The 18,514-nt window shown below is 59.8% G+C and carries 16 protein-coding genes; 10 read left to right on the plus strand and 6 right to left on the minus strand.

Features of this window, described 5'->3' with window-relative positions; all coding sequences use genetic code 11:
* Nucleotides 1-133: 133 nt before the first annotated feature.
* On the minus strand, nt 134-691 hold the full coding sequence (locus PspS49_RS17440; RefSeq protein WP_127928563.1) for an NAD(P)H-dependent oxidoreductase: 558 nt from the start codon (nt 689-691) through the stop codon (nt 134-136).
* A 184-nt stretch (nt 692-875) separates the two neighbouring features.
* On the opposite strand from PspS49_RS17440, the gene PspS49_RS17445 reads away from it, so the two are divergent.
* Together PspS49_RS17445 and PspS49_RS17450 are read left to right on the plus strand one after the other, a co-directional pair.
* Nucleotides 876-1,106, plus strand: a complete 231-nt coding sequence (locus PspS49_RS17445) for a hypothetical protein (RefSeq protein WP_127928565.1) — start codon at nt 876-878, stop codon at nt 1,104-1,106.
* A gap of 85 nt (nt 1,107-1,191) precedes the next feature.
* A complete protein-coding gene (locus PspS49_RS17450; RefSeq protein ID WP_160040735.1) occupies nt 1,192-2,085 on the plus strand; it encodes a LysR family transcriptional regulator in 894 nt (297 codons plus the stop codon).
* Here PspS49_RS17450 and PspS49_RS17455 read toward each other — a convergent pair.
* The 5 genes from PspS49_RS17455 to PspS49_RS17475 form a co-directional block, all read right to left on the minus strand.
* Entirely contained in the window at nt 2,051-2,665 is a 615-nt protein-coding gene (locus tag PspS49_RS17455; protein WP_034152338.1) for a GNAT family N-acetyltransferase, read from the minus strand. The two genes, PspS49_RS17450 and PspS49_RS17455, sit on opposite strands and share 35 nt — an antisense overlap.
* A 14-nt stretch (nt 2,666-2,679) precedes the next feature.
* Nucleotides 2,680-4,935, minus strand: a complete 2,256-nt coding sequence (locus PspS49_RS17460) for an Orn/Lys/Arg decarboxylase N-terminal domain-containing protein (RefSeq protein ID WP_127928569.1) — start codon at nt 4,933-4,935, stop codon at nt 2,680-2,682.
* A gap of 203 nt (nt 4,936-5,138) precedes the next feature.
* Nucleotides 5,139-5,897, minus strand: a complete 759-nt coding sequence (dnaQ, locus tag PspS49_RS17465) for a DNA polymerase III subunit epsilon (RefSeq protein ID WP_038366028.1) — start codon at nt 5,895-5,897, stop codon at nt 5,139-5,141.
* A gap of 217 nt (nt 5,898-6,114) precedes the next feature.
* Entirely contained in the window at nt 6,115-6,585 is a 471-nt protein-coding gene (rnhA, locus tag PspS49_RS17470; protein WP_007910572.1) for a ribonuclease HI, read from the minus strand.
* A gap of 90 nt (nt 6,586-6,675) precedes the next feature.
* Nucleotides 6,676-7,434, minus strand: a complete 759-nt coding sequence (locus PspS49_RS17475) for a methyltransferase domain-containing protein (RefSeq protein WP_007910573.1) — start codon at nt 7,432-7,434, stop codon at nt 6,676-6,678.
* A 66-nt stretch (nt 7,435-7,500) separates the two neighbouring features.
* Here PspS49_RS17475 and gloB point away from each other — a divergent pair, with 66 nt between their 5' ends.
* The 8 genes from gloB to fabI all read left to right on the plus strand — a co-directional run bounded on the left by gloB (nt 7,501) and on the right by fabI (nt 18,444).
* Nucleotides 7,501-8,268 carry a hydroxyacylglutathione hydrolase gene (gloB, locus tag PspS49_RS17480; protein ID WP_127928571.1) on the plus strand — a complete coding sequence of 256 codons (768 nt, stop codon included), beginning with the start codon at nt 7,501-7,503 and terminating at the stop codon, nt 8,266-8,268.
* A 99-nt stretch (nt 8,269-8,367) separates the two neighbouring features.
* On the plus strand, nt 8,368-9,831 hold the full coding sequence (locus PspS49_RS17485) for a transglycosylase SLT domain-containing protein (protein WP_160040737.1): 1,464 nt from the start codon (nt 8,368-8,370) through the stop codon (nt 9,829-9,831).
* A 417-nt stretch (nt 9,832-10,248) separates the two neighbouring features.
* Nucleotides 10,249-12,081 (plus strand): extracellular solute-binding protein, encoded by a 1,833-nt coding sequence (locus tag PspS49_RS17490; protein ID WP_150750895.1) that lies wholly within the window; start codon nt 10,249-10,251, stop codon nt 12,079-12,081.
* Nucleotides 12,078-13,919, plus strand: a complete 1,842-nt coding sequence (locus tag PspS49_RS17495; protein WP_127928575.1) for an extracellular solute-binding protein — start codon at nt 12,078-12,080, stop codon at nt 13,917-13,919. The genes PspS49_RS17490 and PspS49_RS17495 overlap by 4 nt, the downstream gene beginning before the upstream one ends.
* Nucleotides 13,920-13,923: 4 nt before the next feature.
* Entirely contained in the window at nt 13,924-14,997 is a 1,074-nt protein-coding gene (locus PspS49_RS17500; protein ID WP_160040739.1) for a microcin C ABC transporter permease YejB, read from the plus strand.
* 1 nt (nt 14,998) lies between these two features.
* Nucleotides 14,999-16,018 (plus strand): ABC transporter permease, encoded by a 1,020-nt coding sequence (locus tag PspS49_RS17505; RefSeq protein ID WP_160040741.1) that lies wholly within the window; start codon nt 14,999-15,001, stop codon nt 16,016-16,018.
* A gap of 1 nt (nt 16,019) precedes the next feature.
* Nucleotides 16,020-17,630, plus strand: a complete 1,611-nt coding sequence (locus tag PspS49_RS17510) for an ABC transporter ATP-binding protein (RefSeq protein ID WP_160040743.1) — start codon at nt 16,020-16,022, stop codon at nt 17,628-17,630.
* A 19-nt stretch (nt 17,631-17,649) separates the two neighbouring features.
* Nucleotides 17,650-18,444 (plus strand): enoyl-ACP reductase FabI, encoded by a 795-nt coding sequence (gene fabI / locus PspS49_RS17515; RefSeq protein ID WP_007910591.1) that lies wholly within the window; start codon nt 17,650-17,652, stop codon nt 18,442-18,444.
* The last annotated feature ends 70 nt before the right edge of the window (nt 18,445-18,514 follow it).

Here is an 18,514-nt window from a genome sequence, read left to right on the forward strand (position 1 = left end):
AACACTAAAACCTGTGGGAGCGAGCTTGCTCGCGAAGGCGGACTGTCAGTCACTCATGATGTGTGGCTGATGGCCCCTTCGCGAGCAAGCTCGCTCCCACAGGATCTCTGTTGTGCCAGGGATTTCGGTGAGCTTACTTCTTGTGTTGCTCTACGAATTGTCCGTACGCATTGATAAAACTCTGCAGAAAAGGTTTCACCGATTCGCTCAACTTACCCTCTTCATCAAACGCCGAACCCGCGCCGCCCAGATACGCTTCCGGCTGCTGCATGCACGGCACATTGAGAAACACGAACGACTGGCGCAGATGCTGATTCGCGCCGAAACCACCGATTGCACCGGGCGATACACTGATCACCGCCCCCGGTTTGCCACTCCAGACAGCCTTGCCATAAGGCCGCGATCCAACGTCAATGGCATTCTTCAACGGCGCCGGCACCGAACGGTTGTACTCGGGGGTGACAAACAGCACCGCGTCGGATGACGCCACTTTTTGCCTGAAAGTGCTGTAGGCTGCCGGCGGTGAATCACCGTCGATGTCTTCGTTATAAAGTGGCAGATCGCCAATTTCGACAATCTCAAGCTTGAGGTTGGCCGGGGCCAGCTCTGCCAGTGCCAGAGCGACCTTGCGGTTGATCGATGCTTTGCGCAGGCTACCGACCACTACAGCGACGTTGTAGACATTGCTCATGGAAGACTCTCGATGGTCCGTGGGAGGAGCCAGTAGTTATAGATGATCCGGTGACGATTCCACCAGCACCCGATGGGAAAATCCCGCGAGCTGATTATTTTTTTCCTGTAGGAAAACTTACAGGCCTTGATGGCGGTCTACCAAGCCGCAAATCAAGCGTTTTATCTCCAGAGGTTCTAAGCAGATGGCAGCAGTACTCGTCGGTCAGTTCCATGCAAGAGATGCGGAAGGCCGCGTTTATTCCGTGCATGAGTTCCAGGAATCCAACCCGTCGGCAGACGGTTCCACTGGCTCGGAGCCGATTTACAAACTGGCCATTGGCGATCGCGTCAACAAGGTCAGTGAGAGCGAGTTTCTTCTGGTTCAGTCAGGCATCACCCTGATCCGCGAACCTGAGCCAACCGTCGCTTCATAACTGGCCGTTATGAGCAGAAGTCATATGCGCAGACTTGGGGTAGGATTCAGCCACTGACCCCACCTGCTGAACATGGACTTCACGCATGCGTTTACGTCATATCGAAGTGATTCAGGCGCTCTTGCAGACCGGTCACCTGGGCACTGCCGCCGAATGGCTGCAGTTGCCGGTGGCCGAGGTCGAAGAGCGTTTGCGCGAAGCCGAGAGTCAGTTGGGGTTCATGCTGTTTTCCAGCGTGCGCGGACGCCTGCAATCGACGCCCGAAGCACGGGCGTTGCAGGTCGAAATCGCTCATGTCTACGAAGCGCTGGAGCCGGTGCAGCGTCTGGCCAGCAGCCTAAAGCAATACCTCGCCCCGCCCTTGCGCATCATCGGCACCCCGCCGCTGGCGCAGCAATTACTCCCACACAGTCTCGCCGCCCTGCGCCGACGTCTGCCCGATGCACCGTGCAGCCTGCTCAGCGCACCGACCCGCGACATCGTCCGCAGCCTGTTATTGCGCGAAATTGATCTGGGCTTGAGCCTGCACGATCCCGAACATCCCGACATTGATTGCCGGCCACTGGCCCAGGGCAAGCTGCAACTGCTCGCGCCCCACGGCTGGCTGCAACCGAAACAGAAATACATTTCCCTGCAGGATCTGGCGGGTCAGGCCATGGTCGGTCTTGAAGGCCAGGACCCGCTGAGCCCGGCGCTGGAAAACAAGCTCCAGGCCCTGCGTCCGGCGCCGAGCATCCAGACCCGCGTACAAACCCATCAGATGATGCGCAGCATGGTCGAGGCCGGCGAAGGCCTGGCCATCGTCGACCCGTTCACCGCACTGGGCGCGCGCGCCGCCGGACTCGACGTGTGCCCGCTGTCGCCGGCCGTGCCGATCAGCCTCTATGCCCTGACCTTCAAGCACTCCGCGCCGTCATCAGCGATTCAGACGTTACTGACGATCATCACGGAACAAGCCGAGGCGATGCTGTCGAGCTGAGCGGGTTTTCCAGCGGATTATCGAACAATCGATACCAGAACAGCGCCACTTCGGCGGTGTTCGGGTCGATGCCGCGATAGCGCAATTGGTCGACTCCGCCAATCACATAACCGCAGCGTTCATACAATCGACAGGCCCCGAGGTTGTTGTTCTGGGTTTCGAGCATGATCCCCGGCAGCTTTTTCTTGCGGCTCCAGAACTGGGCGACATCGAGCAGTGCCTTGGCCACACCATGCCGACGCGCCGGCGCGTGCACCGCCAACTCGTCGATATGCGCAAACCCATTCCAGTTGGTGCTGATCACCAGATGGCCGACCGGTTCATCGTCCAGATACGCCATGAAAATCGCGCTGTCGGGCGCATTGTGAAAGGCGCTGAACTCCTCCGGATCGATGCCGTAGCACTTGCGATAAGGCACGATCGGCGTGACCCGCCACTGCTCAACGGGCTGACCAATCACGGCGGCTCCATAAGCCGCAACTTCGAAACTGAAGTCGCTGCCCCAGATATACGGCGCAAAGCCTTCATCGGCGACACGCACCGACAGCCCTGGGTATTTCGGATTCATGACCGGTTGCATACTGGGAAAAGTCCTCATTCCTTGACGCAATCGACGGTGTACTGCCGTCCATTGCCTTCATCTTCATGTTGAAGTCCATGCACATCAGCGACAAAACCGGGGAAGCTGCTATCGAACGTGCGGGCAAATTTCAGGTAATCGATGATCGAGCGGGTCGATTCGGTAAAGCGTTCGCCGGGCATGATCAGCGGAATCCCCGGCGGATACGGTACGAGCATGACCGCTGCAATCCGGCCTTCCAGCTCATCGATCGGCACCGCTTCGACTTCGCCACGCACCAGATGATCATAGGCGTGAGCCGGCTTCATGGCGATTTCCGGGAGCACGGTGTACATGCGTTTAAGGTGTTTGGCCGTGGCATTGCTGCGATAGCAGGCGTGCAACTGATCACACAAATCGCGCAGGCCCATGCCGCGATAACGCGCGGTGTCTTGCTGGGCCACGCACGGCAGGCAGGTATCGAGGCGTACGTTGGCATCGTAACTGCGTTTGAACTCCAGCAGCTCGGTGAGCAATGTGCTCCATTTGCCTTTGGTAATGCCCATGGAGAACAACACCAGAAATGAATACAGACCGGTTTTTTCAACAACCAGGCCACGTTCCCATAGAAACTTGCTGACCACCGCCGCCGGAATACCCTTCTCGCTCAGCGCACCGCCGGCATTCAGCCCCGGCATCACCAGCGTGACCTTGATCGGATCAAGCAAGACGTAATCGTCACTGACCTCGCCGAAACCATGCCAGTCGGCATCCGGTTGCAATAGCCAATCCTCGGTCTGTACGCGATCAATGCCTTCGACACCCGGCGGCTGCCAGATCGAAAACCACCAGTCATCGGCGGCAATGTGCTGGCGCAGATTGGCCAGCGCACGGCGGAAACTCAGCGCTTCATCAAAGGTTTCCTGCAACAGCGAACGCCCGGCCGGGCCCTCCATCATCGCCGAGGCAACATCGAGTGAGGCGATGATGCTGTACTGCGGCGAGGTCGAGATGTGCATCATGAACGCTTCATTGAAACGATCGCGATCGAGTTGCCGCGCGCCGCCGTCCTGCACATGAATCATTGAGGCCTGACTGAAGGCAGCGAGCAGTTTGTGCGTGGAATGGGTAGTGAACACCAGCGGACTGTCGTCACTGCGCGAGGTGGCCATGCCGTAACGCCCGGCGAAGAACTCGTGAAACGCCGCGTAGGCGTACCAGGCCTCATCGAAATGCAGCACTTCGACGCTATTGCCGAGGCTTTGTTTGATCAGCTCGGCGTTGTAGCAGAGGCCGTCGTAAGTCGAGTTGGTGACCACCGCGAGTTTGACTTTCGGTGCGCGGCCCTTGGTCAGCGGGCTGGCGTCGATCTTCGCTTGAATCGATTCGCGGCTGAATTCGCTCAGCGGGATCGGGCCGATAATTCCCAGTTCATTACGCTCCGGGCACAGGTACAACGGGATCGCGCCGGTCATGATGATCGCGTGCAACACCGACTTGTGGCAGTTGCGATCGACCAGCACCAGATCGTCACGGCCGACCATCGAGTGCCAGACAATCTTGTTAGCTGTTGAGGTGCCATTGATCACGAAAAAGGTGTGATCGGCGCCGAAATTGCGCGCCGCGCGCGCTTCAGCTTCGGCCAGTGGCCCGGTGTGATCGAGCAGCGAGCCAAGCTCCGGCACCGACACCGACAAATCCGAACGCAGGGTGTTTTCGCCAAAGAACTGATGAAACGCCTGCCCCACCGGGCTTTTGTGATAGGCCACACCGCCGCCATGGCCGGGGGTGTGCCAGGAATAATTGGAGTCGGCGGTGTGCTGCACCAGCGCCTTGAAAAACGGCGGCAGCAAACCATCCAGATACTTGCGCGCCGCCCGCGCGACTTGCCGGGCCAGGAACGGCACGGTGTCTTCAAACAGATAGAGAATGCCGCGCAGTTGATTGAGCTCGGCCATGGCATCGGCCGGAGCATTTTCCAGGGTGACTTGCTCGCCGAGGGCAAAGATCGGCAGATCCGGTGCGCGCACCCGCGCCAGACCGATCAGTTCGGCCATGTTCTGCAACAGATGCGAGTTGGTGCTGGCGTCCTCGGCGGCAATCAGCATGCAGGCGAGGCCATGGTGGGTGGATGCCACCAACCGCCCTTCGGTGTAGTCGATAGCCGAAACGATATTGAACCCTTCCTGCTCCAACTCCCGGGCGATGCCACGGATACGGTCACCGGCGACCGTGTCGGCCTTGATGTCGCGATGGACGATCAACACCGGAAACTTCAAATCTTTGTACATGAGGCTCAGTGTCCCGAGGCGGCAGAATTGAATCGGCCAATGCACTCAGGGTAGAGGGTTGCAGGCAAAGTGGCGAGGGTGGCCACTTGGCTTCATACCGCCAAAAACAAAAGATCGCAGCCTTCGGCAGCTCCTACAGAGGATCGCATTCCAATGTAGGAGCTGCCGAAGGTTCGGGCCGCGATCGGACGATCTCTTGATCTTCAAGCCTGAGCGTCCGCCTCGGCGATCTGCGTCCACAACGCCGGGCCACCGGCAGACTTGGCAATGATTTCCAGCCGCACCAGATGCGCCGCCAATTCATCTTCCGTCGCACGAATGATCCGCGCTGGCTGACGATCCGCAGGCAAGCGACGAATCTCGGTCGCCGAGTTGTCTGCGCCATCCCCCGTGCCATTACCGTCAGACGCGTTACCCGCCAGCGACAGACTGGTCTGGCCGCCGGTCATGGTCAGGTAGACGTCGGCGAGAATCTCCGAGTCAAGCAAGGCGCCGTGCAGTTCACGGCCCGAGTTGTCGACGCCATAACGTTTGCACAACGCATCGAGGCTGTTGCGCTGCCCCGGGTGACGTTCCCGGGCCATCATCAAGGTATCGAGGATCGAGCAGTGCTGGGTGATGTCAGCGCGATCGTGCTGGCCCATCAAAGCGAATTCGTTGTTGATGAAGCCAACGTCGAACGCCGCGTTGTGGATGATCAGCTGTGCGCCCTTGATGAATTCGAAGAACTCATCGGCCACTTCGGCAAACCGTGGTTTGCCAACCAGGAACTCGTTGGTAATACCGTGGACGCCGATGGCGCCTTCATCACTCTCGCGATCCGGTTGCAGGTAAACGTGAAAATGCCGGCCCGTCAGGCGTCGGCCGATCAGTTCGACACAGCCGATTTCAATGATCCGGTGACCATCGGTCACCGGCATGCCGGTGGTTTCGGTATCGAGTACAACGGATCTGGTGGCCATCAGTGTTCAGCTCTCAACGGGTCGATCTTGCAAAAAACGCGGATGTTAACACGCTCGGTGGGGTGTTTCAGTCAGACCGTGGCGCCCCATTCGCGAGCAGGCTCGCTCCCACATTGGAATGCATTCCAATTCAGGGAAGGGGCATCAGATCAGGAATGCATTTCCCTGTGGGAGCGAGCCTGCTCGCGAATGGCCGCACCACGGTTCAGAGGCGAAATCAGCTCTGCTTGTAACCGCGAACCTCATCCACCCCACGGTTCGCCAACTGGTCCGCCCGCTCGTTACCGTGATGGCCAATGTGCCCACGCACCCATTTCCAGGTGACCTTGTGGCGGTTGACCTGCTCGTCCAGCTCTTTCCACAGATCAGCGTTCTTCACGGGCTCTTTGGCCGCGGTTTTCCAGCCACGTTTTTTCCAGTTGGCCATCCACTCGTTGATGCCCTTCATCACGTATTGCGAGTCGGTCACCAGCAGCACTTCGCACGGGCGCTTCAAGGCTTCGAGGCCGCGGATCGCGCCGAGCAGTTCCATGCGGTTGTTGGTGGTGTTGGCTTCGCCGCCCCACAGTTCCTTTTCGACGCCCTTGCACACCAGCAAGGCGCCCCAGCCGCCCGGGCCGGGATTGCCTTTGCAGGCGCCGTCAGTGAACAGTTCTACAGTGTCGACGCTTTCAACGCTTTCGCTCATGCCACTCTATCCAGAAAAATGCCTGTCTTGCCGATCACGGATCGACAATGACCGAGGCCGGGACAAACCCGGCCACAAATAAAAGAAGGTTTACGGTTCGATGCGCCGGCGATTGACCTTGGCCATCGGCAGCGGAATCAGCTTGCCCATCGGCTCGCGGCGCTCCTGACGTAACGGTCGCAGCCCGACCACAATCTTGCGCGCGACCAACAAATAGAAGCCGCCGCCCGACAGTTGCCAGTCACCGGCCTTGCGTTCCCAGCCGGCCAGGCGGGCCTGCCACTTGGGCGACGCGAGCGGCGGACGATAGCACCCGAAGCGGCGTTTCTCCAGCGCGAAGCCCAGCAGATTGAGCCAGTCAGCAACCCGTGACGGTGAGATGCAGCGCGCCTGACGCAAGGCGTCGTGGGCGAAAACATGGCGCAAGCCCCAGGTACTCCACGGGTTGATACCGATGATCAGCAAATGCCCGCCGGGGCGCACGCTGCTCGCTGCTTCACGCAGCAAACCGTGGGGCGACAGGCAGAAATCCAGGCCGTGCTGCATCACCACCACGTCGGCGGCGTGCTCGCTCAGCGGCCAGGCCTGCTCTTCGCAGACAATCTCGACCCCCGGCAACGGCGCACCGAGGCGCACATTGCGCTGCACTTGCGGCGCCGCCGGCGGGGTTTCGGCCGATGGACCGTAATGCACCAGATAACCGCCGAAGAACCGGCCCAACTCGTCTTCGAGCATGCGCCGCTCTTCATCGAGCAGAAATTGCCCAAGCGGGCCGGACAGCCATTCACGGGCTGCACCGATCAGGGCCAGCCAGTCAGGATCAGCCTGTGCGAACGCTTTATCACTCATCGCATTCTCCAAAGCGCCAGGAACTACTAAGATGCGCCAATGTTTTCCGCTTGGCGAATTCCGACGATGATACAGATCAGTGCCCTGCCCGCGTTCACCGACAACTACATCTGGTTGTTACAGGATCACCGTACCCAGCGCTGCGCGGTGGTCGATCCCGGCGATGCCGCGCCAGTGCAGGCATGGCTCGAAGCGCACCCAGGCTGGGTCTTGAGCGACATCCTGATCACCCACCATCACCATGATCACGTCGGCGGCGTCGAACGCCTGAAAGCCGCGAGCGGCGCGACCGTTTACGGCCCGGCCAGCGAAAACATCCCCGGGCGCGACGTGGCGCTCAAGGACAACGACAGCGTCAGCGTGCTCGGCTGGGATTTCGACGTCTATGCGGTGCCCGGTCACACTTTGGGACACATCGCCTATTACCACCACGGCTTGCTGTTCTGCGGCGACACCCTGTTCGCTGCCGGTTGCGGCCGCTTGTTCGAAGGCACACCGGAGCAAATGCACCACTCGCTCGGGCGACTCGCCGCGTTACCGGAAGATACGCTGGTCTACTGCACCCATGAATACACCCTGAGCAATCTGAAGTTTGCCGCCGCCGTCGAACCGAGCAACCCGGACATTGCCGCCCGTCTGGAAAAAGTCACCCAGCAACGGCAAAACGGCGTGATGACCCTGCCCTCGACCCTCGCTCTGGAAAAACTCACAAACCCGTTTTTGCGTACCACTGAAACATTAGTTACACAAAAAGTGGACGAACGGGCAGGCGCTCAAAACCGGGCGCCGAGTGAGGTATTTGCGGCTCTGCGGGCCTGGAAAGATAAGTTCTAAGCACCCCGCTGCCTGGTACAAAAATTCTGAATGGTTGACCGCAAGGGGTGCGCTTTCTAGAATCGCCCGACATTTTTGCCCGGAACTTACTTCCAGCCAATGTCGTCATCCATACGTAAGTCCGTCAATTCAGACGCATTGACCCGCCTGGCGCAAGCCATCGCGGTGGCTGTGTCCGCCACGCTGGCGGGCTGTTCCAGCCATGCTCCGCAGACTGAAGCGACCCATACGCCGAACATTGCTGCGCGAGCCAAGCAGAAGCCGATCTGGCTGACCGAAAAGCCCAGCCCACAGGTTCCCCAGGACATCTGGGAACGCATGCGCCAGGGCTTTCAGCTGCAGGAAGGTCTCGGCGTCAACCCGCGCATCGAGCAACAGCGCCTGTGGTTCGCCAGTAATCCCTCTTTCCTCGAGAATGCCGGCGAACGCGGCAGTCTCTATATTCACTACATCGTCGAACGCCTCGAAGAACGCAACATGCCGCTGGAACTGGCCCTGCTGCCAGTGATTGAAAGCGCCTACAACCCGATGGCCTATTCCCGGGCCGATGCTGTAGGGCTGTGGCAGTTCATTCCGTCCACCGGGCGTTACTTCAACCTGCGTCAGACCCGCTTCTATGATGGCCGTCGCGATATCACCGCCTCGACCACCGCAGCGATGGACTACCTGACCCGCCTGCACGACATGTTCAACGGTGACTGGCTGCTGGCTCTGGCGGCGTACAACGCCGGCGAAGGTACGGTCAGCCGTGCCATCGAACGTAACGAAAAGCTTGGCCTGCCAACCGACTACTGGAACCTGCCGCTGCCGGCAGAAACCCAGGCGTACGTGCCGAAGCTGCTGGCGCTGTCGCAAGTGGTACTGGCGCCGGAAGCCTACGGGGTCAACCTCAACCCGATCGCCAACGAACCGTACTTCCAGGTCGTCGAAATCAACCAGCGCATGGATCTGTCCAAGGTCGCCGCGGTTGCCAATATCGACGAAGACGAACTGTTCCAGCTCAACCCGGCTTTCAAGCAACGCACCACCATCGATGGCCCTCAGCATTTGCTGGTGCCAACGTCGAAGGCGCAACTGCTGACCGCCAGCCTGCAGACCATGCGGCCTGACGAGCTGATCAGCCCGCGTTCGCTGAAGCCGGTGTTCGAGGGTGCCGATCCTTCCGAGGTGGCAAAACTCAAGCGTGCTTACCGCGTGAAGCGTGGCGACAACCTCGGCTCCATCGCCAAGGCCAACAAGGTTGAAGTGAAGGATCTGCAGCGCTGGAACAAGTTGACCGGCAAGAACCTCAAGGTCGGCCAGACCCTGGTGATGCAAGACACCACCAAGCGTGCGCCAGTTCGCAAGTCTGGGCGCGTCAATACAGTGATTGCGGCCAACAGCAAGAGCAAAGGCAAGGACGACAGCGCGCAGCAGACCCAGTACAAGGTCAAGCGCGGCGACACGCTGTACGTCGTGGCCAAGCGCTTCAACGTTGAGATGCAGCATCTCAAGCGCTGGAACCCGGGTGCGGGTAAAGCGTTGAAGCCGGGGCAGATGCTCACGGTTTATCAGCCGCACTGATGGAAGAGCCCCTGAGTTTGCAGGGGCTTTTTTTTGCATCACGTTTTTGTGGTGTGCTTTAGATCCATCCCCCTCACCCCAGCCCTCTCCCCCCAAGGGGGCGAGGGGGAAAGGGAGCCGATCGGGGGCTTTTCAAAATCTGCGTTCGGCTCGGTATTGCAACCGCAGTCAGTCCCCTCTCCCTCCGGGAGAGGGTTAGGGTGAGGGGCTTTTCAAAACGTGAGTTCGACTCGACAGCTCAGGTCGGCGTAGCTCGAAGAAACAACTCGGTCAGTCCCCTCTCCCTCTGGGAGAGGGTTAGGGTGAGGGGCTCTTCGCGCAAACGATTAACCGCGCATTAACTCCCATCTTTTTCCAGTCCAGACAAGCTGTTACTGTACGGCCCACTAAGCCCAAGCCGCCTGGATCGGATCTGACTTGAAGCGTCCCCTCCTCCTGCTCCTGATCAGCCTGGCCTTGAGCTCAACCGCAAGCGCGACGATTACCGAAAGTCACGGTTATGCGCAGTTCGGCACGCTCAAGTACCCGGCCAGATTTACCCACTTCGACTGGGTCAACCCGCAAGCGCCCAAGGGCGGTACGTTGCGGGTGATGGCGTTCGGCACCTTCGATACGGTCAACCCGTACACCTTCAAGGGCACCAGCCCGGTCACTACAGCGAATTTCCTCCAATACGGCATCAATGAGCTGAACGAGCCGTTGATGGTCGGCACCGGTCAATATTCGCCATCCGGCGACGAGCCCGCGTCGAGTTACGGCTTGATCGCGCAATCGGTGGAGTACAGCGAAGATCGCAGCTGGGTGGTGTTCAATCTGCGCCCGGAAGCGCGTTTTCACGACGGCACGCCGATCACCGCTTATGACGTGGCTTTCTCCTATCGAACGCTGCTCAAGGACGGCCATCCGCTGTACCGCACTGCCCTACAAGAAGTACTGCGGGTCGACATTCTCAACAAACAGCGCATTCGCTTCGTGCTCAAGCGCTCGGGCAATCCGCTGCTGATCCTGCGCCTCGGTGAATTGCCGGTGCTGCCGCAGCACTACTGGAAAGACCGCGACTTCAAGGCCACCACCTTCGAACCGCCACTGGGCAGCGGCCCCTATCGCATCACATCGGTGACGCCGGGTCGGCAGTTGATCTTCGAGCGGGTCAAGGATTACTGGGGCAAGGACTTGCCGGTCAATCGCGGCAAGTACAACTTCGATCGCATGGAAGTCGAGTTCTACCGCGACAGCGATGTGGCCTTCGAAGCGTTCAAGGCCGGCGAGTTCGACATCTACATCGAGCATCAGGCGAAGAACTGGGCCAACGGCTACAACTTCCCCGCCGTACGCCGTGGCGACGTGATCAAGGCGCAGATCCCGCATCAGATCCCGACCCAAAGTCAGGGTCTGTTCATGAACGCCCGCCGCGCCACCTTCGCCGATGTGAAAACCCGCGAAGCGCTGGGCCTGATGTTCGACTTCGAGTGGACCAACCGCGCACTGTTCAGCGATGCCTACAAGCGCACTACCAGTTACTACCCCAACAGTGAATTCACAACCTCCGGCCTGCCGGTCGGGGGGGAATGGCTGATGCTCAAGCCGTACAAGGAACAACTGCCGGCCAAGCTGTTCACCGAGCCGTTCACTCTGCCAAAAACCGACGGTCGCGGCATTCCCCGGGAAACCATGCGCAAAGCCTTGGCATTGCTCGCCGAAGCTGGCTGGAAGCTCAACGGTCAGCGCCTGCAAAATGCTGACGGCCAACCGCTGCGCTTCGAGCTGTTGCTGGTCAATCCGAACCTGGAGCGCCTGTACCAGCCGTACATCGAGAACCTCAACAGCATCGGCATCGACGCGCGCCTGCGCACCGTGGATCGGGCGCAGTACAAACAGCGCCTCGATCAATTTGATTTCGACATGATCTCGATGACGCTCAACCAGACCTTAAGCCCAGGCCTTGAGCAGTGGCAGTACTTCCACTCCAGTCAGGTGAACGTCAAGGGCAGCAAGAATTACGCGGGGATCGCCAATCCGGTGGTCGATCACCTGCTCGAACAATTGCTCGCCGCGCGCACCCGCGACGAACAGGTCGCCGCCGGCAAGGCGCTCGACCGCGTGCTGCTCTGGCAGCACTACAGCATTCCCAACTGGTACCTCAATTATCACCGTCTGGCCTACCGCAACCGGTTGGCCTTCGTCACCACGCCGCCCTACACCTTGGGCCTGAGCGCATGGTGGCTGAAGTCTTCGGAGAAAGATCAATGAAACCGATCCGCGCCCTGCTCGTCCAGGCCAGCGGCTTGCTGTTCGCCGGGCTGGCCTTGGCCGCCCCGCAACACGCCGTGACCTTGTACAACGAGCCACCGAAATACCCGGCCGATTTCAAGCATTTCGACTACGTGAATCCCGACGCGCCCAAGGGCGGCGTGTTCCGTCAGGCCGGCTTCGGCGGCTTCGACAGCCTCAACCCGTTTATCAGCAAGGGTGTGCCGGCCGATGACCTCGGGCAGATCTACGACACCCTGACCAAGCACAGCCTTGACGAGCCGTTCACCGAATACGGCCTGATCGCCGGCAAAATCGAAAAAGCCCCGGACAACAGCTGGGTGCGCTTCTATCTGCGCCCCGAAGCACGTTTCCATGACGGCCACCCGGTGCGCGCGGACGACGTGGTGTTCAGCTTCAACACGCTGACCAAGGAAGGCTCGCCGATGTTTCGCGGTTACTACAACGATGTCGCCGAAGTCGTCGCTGAAGATCCGCTCAAGGTGCTGTTCAAGTTCAAGCACAGCAACAACCGCGAGTTGCCGCTGATCCTCGGCCAGTTGCCGGTGCTGCCGAAACACTGGTGGGCCGATCGCGATTTCAACAAGGGTAACCTGGAGATTCCGCTGGGCAGCGGCCCGTACAAGGTCGCCGAAGTGAAGGCCGGACGTTCGGTGCGTTACGAGCGGGTCAAGGATTACTGGGGCAAGGACCTGCCGGTCAATCGCGGTTTCTACAATTTCGACACGATGACCACCGATTACTACCGCGACAACACCGTCGCCCTTGAAGCCTTGAAGGCCGGCCAGTTCGATTACTGGCTGGAGATGGCCGCAAAAAACTGGGCCAACGCCTACAACATTCCGGCCGTCACTGAAGGCCGCCTGATCAAGGAACAGATCGCCAACAGCAACCCGACCGGCATGCAGGGTTTCGTCTTCAACCTGCGCCGCCCGGTGTTTCAGGATGTGCGCGTGCGTCAGGCGCTGGGCTTGTTGTTCGACTTCGAATGGACCAACAAACAACTGTTCAACGGTGCCTACTTCCGTACCCGCAGCTATTTCGAGAACTCGGAAATGGCCGCCACCGGCCTGCCCGACGCCGATCAACGAGCGATCCTTGAGCCGTTCCGCAGCAAGCTGCCGGCGCAGGTGTTCAGTGAAGCGTTCGACAATCCCAAGACCGACGCCAGCGGCATGATCCGCGCCCAGCAGCGCGAGGCCTACCAACTGTTGCAAGAGGCCGGCTGGAAGATTGTCGACGACAAAATGGTCGACGCCACGGGCAAACCTGTTGTGATCGAATTTCTCTTGGCGCAGACCGAGTTCGAGCGCGTATTGCTGCCGTTCAAGCGCAACCTCAGCGACCTCGGCATCGATCTGGTGATCCGCCGCGTCGACGTTTCGCAGTACATCAACCGCGTGCGCTCGCGGGACTTCGACATGATGGTCGGCAGTTTTCCGCAGTCCAACTCGCCAGGTAACGAGCAGCGCGAATACTGGATGAGCGCCGCTGCCGATAAATCGAGCAGCCGCAATACTTTGGGTTTGAAAGACCCGATCGTCGATCAACTGGTCGAGAACCTGATCAACGCTGACTCGCGCAAAAGCCTGGTGGCCCACGCCCGCGCACTCGATCGTGTGCTGCAATGGGGGTATTACGTAGTGCCCAACTGGCACATCAAGACCTGGCGCGTGGCTTACTGGAATCACATCGGCCACCCGAAGGTCTCACCGAAATACGACATCGGCATCAGTACCTGGTGGGTCAAGCCGAACGCGAAACCTGCGATAGAAGTCGAAACCAAACTGCAAACCGACCCTGCGGGCACGGAGTAATCAGATGCTGGCGTATATTTTTCGGCGACTGCTGCTGATCATCCCGACCCTGTTCGGCATTCTGCTGATCAACTTCGTGATCATCCAGGCCGCGCCCGGTGGCCCGGTGGAACAGATGATTGCCAAGCTCGAAGGCTTCGAAGGCGCTACCAGCCGGATTGCCGGCGGCGGTGCCGAGGTGTCGGTGGCCGGCTCGTCCTATCGCGGCGCGCAGGGGCTGGATCCGGCGCTGATCAAGGAAATCGAACACATGTACGGGTTCGACAAGTCGGCCCCGGAACGTTTGTGGATCATGGTCAAGAACTACGCGCAGCTGGATTTCGGCGACAGTTTCTTCCGCGACGCCAAGGTCATCGACCTGATCAAGGAAAAGATGCCAGTGTCGATCTCGCTGGGGCTGTGGAGCACGCTGATCATGTACCTGGTGTCGATCCCGCTGGGGATCGCCAAGGCCACGCGGCACGGCAGCCACTTCGATGTGTGGACCAGTTCGGCGATCATCGTCGGCTATGCGATCCCGGCGTTCCTCTTTGCGATCCTGCTGATCGTGGTGTTTGCCGGCGGCAGTTATCTCGACTGGTTCCCGCTAAGGGGCCTGACCTCGAACAACTTCGATGAACTGAGCATGGGCGGCAAGATCCTCGACTATTTCTGGCACCTGGCGCTGCCAGTGACGGCGCTGGTGATCGGCAACTTCGCGACCATGACCCTGCTGACCAAAAACAGCTTCCTCGACGAGATCAACAAGCAATACGTGGTCACCGCCAAAGCCAAAGGCCTGACCCGTCATCGCGTGCTCTACGGCCACGTGTTCCGCAACGCCATGCTGCTGGTGATTGCCGGGTTCCCGTCGGCGTTTATCGGCATTTTCTTCACAGGCTCTCTGCTGGTGGAAGTGATTTTCTCCCTCGACGGTTTGGGCCTGATGAGTTTCGAAGCGGCGATCAACCGCGACTACCCGGTGGTGTTCGGCACGCTGTTCATCTTCACCCTGCTGGGGCTGGTGGTGAAACTGATCGGCGACATCACCTACACCCTGGTCGATCCGCGCATCGACTTCGAAAGCCGGGAGCATTGAGATGAACCTGTCCCCTCTCAACCGCCGCCGCTTCGAACTGTTCAAGGCCAACAAGCGCGGCTGGTGGTCGCTGTGGCTGTTTCTGATCCTGTTCGGCCTGAGCCTCGGCGCCGAGCTGATCGCCAACGACAAGCCGTTGGTGGTGCATTACGACAACAGTTGGTACTTCCCGGCGATCAAGCGCTACCCGGAAACTGCGTTCGGCGGCGAATTCCCGCTGGAAGCCAACTACAAGAGCCCGTACATCCGCGAACTGCTCAAGGCCAAGGATGCCTGGGTGCTGTGGGCGCCGATTCCCTATAACTACCAAAGCATCAATTACGACCTGAAAGTCCCGGCGCCGGCGCCACCCTCGGCGGACAACCTGCTCGGCACCGACGATCAGGGTCGCGATGTGCTGGCGCGGGTGATTTACGGCTTCCGGATTTCGGTGCTGTTCGCGCTGACGCTGACCGTGTTGAGTTCGATCATTGGCGTGATTGCCGGCGCGTTGCAGGGTTTCTATGGCGGCTGGGTCGATCTGGCCGGGCAGCGTTTTCTGGAGATCTGGTCGGGGCTGCCAGTGCTGTACCTGCTGATCATTCTCGCCAGTTTCGTCCAGCCGAATTTCTGGTGGCTGCTGGGGATCATGCTGCTGTTCTCGTGGATGAGTCTGGTCGACGTGGTGCGCGCCGAGTTCCTCCGTGGTCGCAACCTCGAATACGTGCGTGCGGCGCGGGCACTGGGTATGCAGAACGGCGCGATCATGTTCCGCCACATCCTGCCCAACGCGATGGTTTCGACCATGACGTTTATGCCGTTCATCCTGACCGGCGCCATCGGCACCCTCACCGCGTTGGACTTCCTCGGTTTCGGTTTGCCGGCCGGCAGTCCGTCGCTGGGTGAACTGGTCGCCCAGGGCAAATCCAACCTGCAAGCGCCGTGGCTGGGCATGAGCGCGTTTGCCGTGCTGGCGCTGATGTTGAGTTTGCTGGTGTTTATCGGCGAGTCCGCTCGCGATGCCTTCGACCCGAGGAAGTGAAATGAATCAGGACAATCTGATCGAAGTGCGCGACCTCGCCGTCGAATTCGGTTTCGGCGAGCGCGTACACCGGGTCGTCGAAGGCGTGAGTTTCGACATCAAGCGCGGCGAAACCCTCGCGCTGGTGGGCGAATCCGGCTCGGGCAAATCGGTGACCGCGCACTCGATCCTGCGCCTGCTGCCCTACCCGATGGCCCGTCATCCGGCCGGCAGCATCAACTATGCCGGGCAAAACCTGCTGGGGCTGAGCGAAAAAACCATCCGGCACATTCGCGGCAACCGCATCGCGATGATCTTTCAGGAGCCGATGACCTCGCTGAATCCTCTGCACTCGATCGAGAAGCAGATCAACGAAGTCCTCGGCATCCACAAGGGCCTGACCGGCAAAGTCGCGACCAAGCGAACGCTGGAGCTGCTGGAGATGGTCGGCATCCCCGAGCCGCACAAGCGCCTCAAGGCCCTGCCCCACGAACTCTCTGGCGGTCAGCGCCAACGGGTGATGATCGCCATGGCCCTGGCCAACGAGCCTGAACTGCTGATTGCCGACGAACCGACCACCGCTCTGGACGTGACCGTTCAGCTGAAAATTCTCGATTTGCTCAAGGAATTGCAGGCCAGATTGGGCATGTCGCTGTTACTGATCAGTCACGATTTGAACCTCGTGCGAAGAATTGCGCATCGTGTATGTGTCATGCAGCGCGGTTGCATCGTCGAACAGGCATCGTGCGCAGAGCTGTTCCGTTCGCCGCAGCATCCGTACACTCGGGAATTGCTCGGCGCGGAGCCCAGCGGAGGCCCGGCGAGCAATAAAATCGGTGCGCCGTTGCTCGAAGTCGAGGACTTGAAAGTCTGGTTCCCGATCAAGAAAGGCCTGCTCAAACGCACGGTGGATCACGTCAAGGCAGTGGACGGCATCAATTTCAGCCTGCCTCAGGGTCAGACTCTGGGGATTGTCGGGGAAAGCGGTTCCGGCAAATCCACGCTGGGTCTGGCGATTTTGCGGCTGATCGGCAGCAAAGGCGCGATCCGCTTTGAAGGCAAGCAGCTAGACTGCCTGACGCAGAACGAGGTTCGCCCGTTGCGTCGGGAGATGCAGGTGGTGTTTCAGGACCCGTTTGGCAGCCTGAGCCCGCGCATGTGCGTCAGCGATATCGTTGGCGAAGGCCTGCGGATTCACAAGATGGGCATCGCCGAGGAGCAAGAGGCGGCGATTATTGCGGCATTGAAGGAGGTAGGTCTGGATCCGGAAACCCGGCACCGCTACCCCCACGAATTTTCCGGTGGGCAACGGCAACGAATCGCCATTGCCCGGGCTTTGGTGCTGAAACCGGCGCTGATCCTGCTGGACGAGCCGACGTCGGCGCTCGACCGGACGGTGCAGCGGCAAGTGGTGGAGCTGTTGCGTTCACTGCAAGCCAAGTACAACCTGACGTATTTGTTTATCAGCCATGACCTGGCTGTCGTCAAAGCGCTGAGCCACCAGTTGATGGTGGTCAAGCATGGCCAAGTGGTCGAACAGGGAGACGCGCAAAGTATTTTTGCCGCCCCCCAACATCCGTATACACAGCAGTTGCTGGAAGCCGCTTTTCTGGCACCAGCCACTGCGCAATAACCTGAAAGAGGAGCAACACATGGGTTTTCTCGCCGGTAAGCGCGTACTGATCGTCGGTGTCGCCAGCAAGCTGTCCATCGCATCCGGCATCGCTGCCGCCATGCATCGCGAGGGCGCTGAGCTTGCCTTCACTTATCAGAACGACAAACTGAAAGGTCGTGTTGAAGAATTCGCCCAAGGCTGGGGTTCGAGCCCTGAGCTGTGCTTCCCGTGCGACGTGGCCAGCGATGAAGAAATCGCCAAGGTCTTCGAAGCACTGAGCAAGAAGTGGGACGGCCTGGACTGCATCGTCCACTCCGTTGGTTTCGCCCCGGGCGACCAACTGGACGGCGACTTCACCGAAGCCACCACCCGTGACGGTTTCCGCATCGCTCACGACATCAGCGCCTACAGCTTCGTGGCCCTGGCTAAAGCCGGCCGCGAAATGATGAAAGGCCGCAACGGCAGCCTGCTGACCCTGTCGTACCTGGGCGCCGAGCGCACCATGCCGAACTACAACGTGATGGGCATGGCCAAGGCTTCGCTGGAAGCTGGCGTCCGTTACCTGGCCGGCTCCCTGGGCCCGGACGGCACCCGCGTCAACTGCGTATCGGCTGGCCCGATCCGTACCCTGGCAGCCTCGGGCATCAAGAACTTCCGCAAGATGCTGGCCGCCAACGAAGCGCAAACCCCGCTGCGTCGCAACGTCACCATCGACGAAGTCGGCAACGCCGGCGCCTTCCTGTGCTCCGACCTGGCGTCGGGCATCAGCGGCGAAATCATGTACGTCGACGGCGGCTTCAACACCACCGCCATGGGCAACATCGAAGAGTGATCTTCGCTTAGCCAATAAAAAACCCGCCGATCTGGCGGGTTTTTTTATGCCTGAGATAAACCGCCCCTGC

Source organism: Pseudomonas sp. S49 (assembly GCF_009866785.1).
GTDB lineage: Bacteria > Pseudomonadota > Gammaproteobacteria > Pseudomonadales > Pseudomonadaceae > Aquipseudomonas.

Excerpts from the sequence above, each read along its gene's own strand:
- PspS49_RS17440 (WP_127928563.1), bottom strand. The coding sequence starts at position 691 with ATGAGCAATGTCTACAACGTCGCTGTAGTGGTCGGTAGCCTGCGCAAA.
- PspS49_RS17445 (WP_127928565.1), top strand. The coding sequence starts at position 876 with ATGGCAGCAGTACTCGTCGGTCAGTTCCATGCAAGAGATGCGGAAGGC.
- PspS49_RS17450 (WP_160040735.1), top strand. The coding sequence starts at position 1,192 with ATGCGTTTACGTCATATCGAAGTGATTCAGGCGCTCTTGCAGACCGGT.
- PspS49_RS17455 (WP_034152338.1), bottom strand. The coding sequence starts at position 2,665 with ATGCAACCGGTCATGAATCCGAAATACCCAGGGCTGTCGGTGCGTGTC.
- PspS49_RS17460 (WP_127928569.1), bottom strand. The coding sequence starts at position 4,935 with ATGTACAAAGATTTGAAGTTTCCGGTGTTGATCGTCCATCGCGACATC.
- dnaQ (WP_038366028.1), bottom strand. The coding sequence starts at position 5,897 with ATGGCCACCAGATCCGTTGTACTCGATACCGAAACCACCGGCATGCCG.
- rnhA (WP_007910572.1), bottom strand. The coding sequence starts at position 6,585 with ATGAGCGAAAGCGTTGAAAGCGTCGACACTGTAGAACTGTTCACTGAC.
- PspS49_RS17475 (WP_007910573.1), bottom strand. The coding sequence starts at position 7,434 with ATGAGTGATAAAGCGTTCGCACAGGCTGATCCTGACTGGCTGGCCCTG.
- gloB (WP_127928571.1), top strand. The coding sequence starts at position 7,501 with ATGATACAGATCAGTGCCCTGCCCGCGTTCACCGACAACTACATCTGG.
- PspS49_RS17485 (WP_160040737.1), top strand. The coding sequence starts at position 8,368 with ATGTCGTCATCCATACGTAAGTCCGTCAATTCAGACGCATTGACCCGC.
- PspS49_RS17495 (WP_127928575.1), top strand. The coding sequence starts at position 12,078 with ATGAAACCGATCCGCGCCCTGCTCGTCCAGGCCAGCGGCTTGCTGTTC.
- PspS49_RS17500 (WP_160040739.1), top strand. The coding sequence starts at position 13,924 with ATGCTGGCGTATATTTTTCGGCGACTGCTGCTGATCATCCCGACCCTG.
- PspS49_RS17505 (WP_160040741.1), top strand. The coding sequence starts at position 14,999 with ATGAACCTGTCCCCTCTCAACCGCCGCCGCTTCGAACTGTTCAAGGCC.
- PspS49_RS17510 (WP_160040743.1), top strand. The coding sequence starts at position 16,020 with ATGAATCAGGACAATCTGATCGAAGTGCGCGACCTCGCCGTCGAATTC.
- fabI (WP_007910591.1), top strand. The coding sequence starts at position 17,650 with ATGGGTTTTCTCGCCGGTAAGCGCGTACTGATCGTCGGTGTCGCCAGC.